3 protein-coding genes and 1 pseudogene are annotated in these 2133 nt (G+C 40.7%); 2 read left to right on the forward strand and 2 right to left on the reverse strand.

The genetic code is table 11. From position 1 onward, the window contains the following. A partial coding sequence (locus ACEW8S_RS16265; RefSeq protein ID WP_373519174.1) for a hypothetical protein occupies positions 1 to 311 on the forward strand: 311 nt, incomplete at its 5' end. A gap of 262 nt (positions 312 to 573) precedes the next feature. Continuing rightward, on the forward strand, positions 574 to 1005 hold the full coding sequence (locus tag ACEW8S_RS16270) for a hypothetical protein (protein WP_373519175.1): 432 nt from the start codon (positions 574 to 576) through the stop codon (positions 1003 to 1005). Between the two features lie 21 nt (positions 1006 to 1026). On the opposite strand, the gene ACEW8S_RS16275 is transcribed toward ACEW8S_RS16270, so the two are convergent. Together ACEW8S_RS16275 and ACEW8S_RS16280 are read right to left on the reverse strand one after the other, a co-directional pair. Further along, positions 1027 to 1428 (reverse strand): STAS/SEC14 domain-containing protein, encoded by a 402-nt coding sequence (locus tag ACEW8S_RS16275; protein WP_373519176.1) that lies wholly within the window; start codon positions 1426 to 1428, stop codon positions 1027 to 1029. A 276-nt stretch (positions 1429 to 1704) separates the two neighbouring features. Beyond that, a pseudogene (locus ACEW8S_RS16280) lies at positions 1705 to 2133 on the reverse strand (ATP-dependent Clp protease ATP-binding subunit); the annotation flags it as partial.

Consider the following 2133-nt stretch of genomic DNA (forward strand, 5'->3'; position numbering starts at 1 on the left):
CCTATCATGAAGCGGTAGAGCTAAGGGCACCGATACATCCGAAAGGATCGCAAGAAGCCATGATTGGGCGGGATTTTATAAAGGCAAATTGGTGGGCACCTTTGCCCGATCTGGTCGCTTCGACGGAACTTTTAGATACCTATACCAATGAAGACCTGAGTGGTGCAACTGCCGAGTTTTATTGTCATATCGAAAACCCGAAATGTACGTTGCGTATTGTCGATCGCTTTGTGGTCGATAAAGAAGGAAAGATTATTATGCAAGAAAATTTCTTCGATCCACGGGATATTACTAATCCGGGTTGGCGCTAAATCAGAACACTCATAGGGTTTAATCTTGATAAGGCAACTTACTGGTATTTTTTTGCAACCAACGGGCTACTGGCTGTACCTAAAATCCTTTACTTTTAGGACATCCGATTAACAATACTATGACCGGTAAATTTGATTTTTTACGGTGTTAACTTTCCTATGAAATGAAATTTTAAAACAATGTTTCAAAAATCCCAAGGAATAAATCTCAAGAGGTCTGGATATGAAAAATAAATATTTCGTTAACCCTAATATTTAAATTATGAAAACAAGTATTAAAGTCTTAGCTATTATGCTGATTACAGCATCAAATGTTTCCTTTAGCCAATCGACTGAGCCCAATGGAAGAACTTATGCGGTGAGATTAATGACCCTCAAAGAAGGAGTCAATCCAATTGAATTCGAAAAATACGCCCTTGAGAAGTTAGACCCCGCATTTCGAAACGTTCCCGGTATAGAAGCCAAAGTCGCAAAAGCCGATCGCGGAACCGACAAAGGCATTTATTTGCTGATTTATTTCTATGATAGTAAAGCAACCCGGAATTATTATTATCCAGAAGAAAATGCGGAAAAGGTTCCGGATGCAACCCTTGAAATGCATTCCCATATCGAAAAGTCAATAGTGGGCCTTTACGAGTTTGTGAAGCAAGAACCAACTTCTATGGAATACACCGACTACGTTTTCATTGAATAAAACGGTGGAGGCTACCAATAATCACTTCCCCGTAACCCGGCGCCGAACCCAAGCCAACGCATTGTCATACTCAATAAAAAACTTCATAGGCTTCTTATAGAACAATTTTTCGATCTTGAAGTTGTGCATATCGATTTCCTTGACGGAAACTATGGCGAAGGCCTTTAGGTTTTCAAGTTGGCGTAGATAGGTGTAGATAGTGGGATCGACGGCATATGAATTTTTGCGCAGACTGATCATGCCAAAGTTTTTGTTTCTGAAGTGTATTTCGGAGATACCAATAATTTGGTAGGCTCGTTCTAAGGTAAGGGTGGCGTCTTCATCGAAAAGCGATACCATATAATTCTCATACACCTGAATCTTTCCGATCTCTAAATCGTACTCCCTCACGATAACTCTCTTCTTCGGCCCTTCCACTCTCATTGTATAAAGATTATAGCGTTCTAAATGCTCTGCGACGAAAGTAGTTGTAAGCAACCCATTCGGATAAAATACTAGACTAAAGGCGAAAATATCGTTTGTATTGCTTATTAATGGGATTTACAATATCGTTTTTCGTTTAATACCACTCTTGGTCATTAAAAAAAGGAGCCAAATTAATGACTCCCTTGGTATATTACTTGAATCTAAGACTTTAAAAGGATATGCTCCTTAGAGGCGACAACTTTTTTTCTAAAACTTGCGTACTTCCGCCACTCCTTACTCCGTTTTTGAGGATTCCTCCGCTTTTTTGATCTCGATGGTAAGCTCCTCGGTTTTTTCGTCAAGGTCCATAGTAATGGTGTCGCCTTCCTGGAGTTTGGAATTTACGATTTCCTCGGCCAAAGCATCTTCGATATACTTTTGGATGGCCCTTTTTAGCGGTCTCGCCCCATACTGCTTGTCAAAGCCTTTTTCGGCGATATAATCCTTGGCCTTGTCGCTTAGCTTCAAATCGTAACCGATGTCCTTGATCCTTGCGAAAAGTTTGCGCAGTTCGATATCGATAATTTTATGGATATCTTCCCGCTCAAGGGGATTGAATACCACAACGTCGTCGATTCGGTTCAAAAACTCGGGGGCGAAAGCCTTTTTAAGGGCACCCTCGATGACACTTTTTTGATGGGTGTCTTCTTGGGCCTTCATGGC

The organism is Pricia sp. (assembly GCF_041745955.1).
GTDB lineage: Bacteria > Bacteroidota > Bacteroidia > Flavobacteriales > Flavobacteriaceae > Pricia.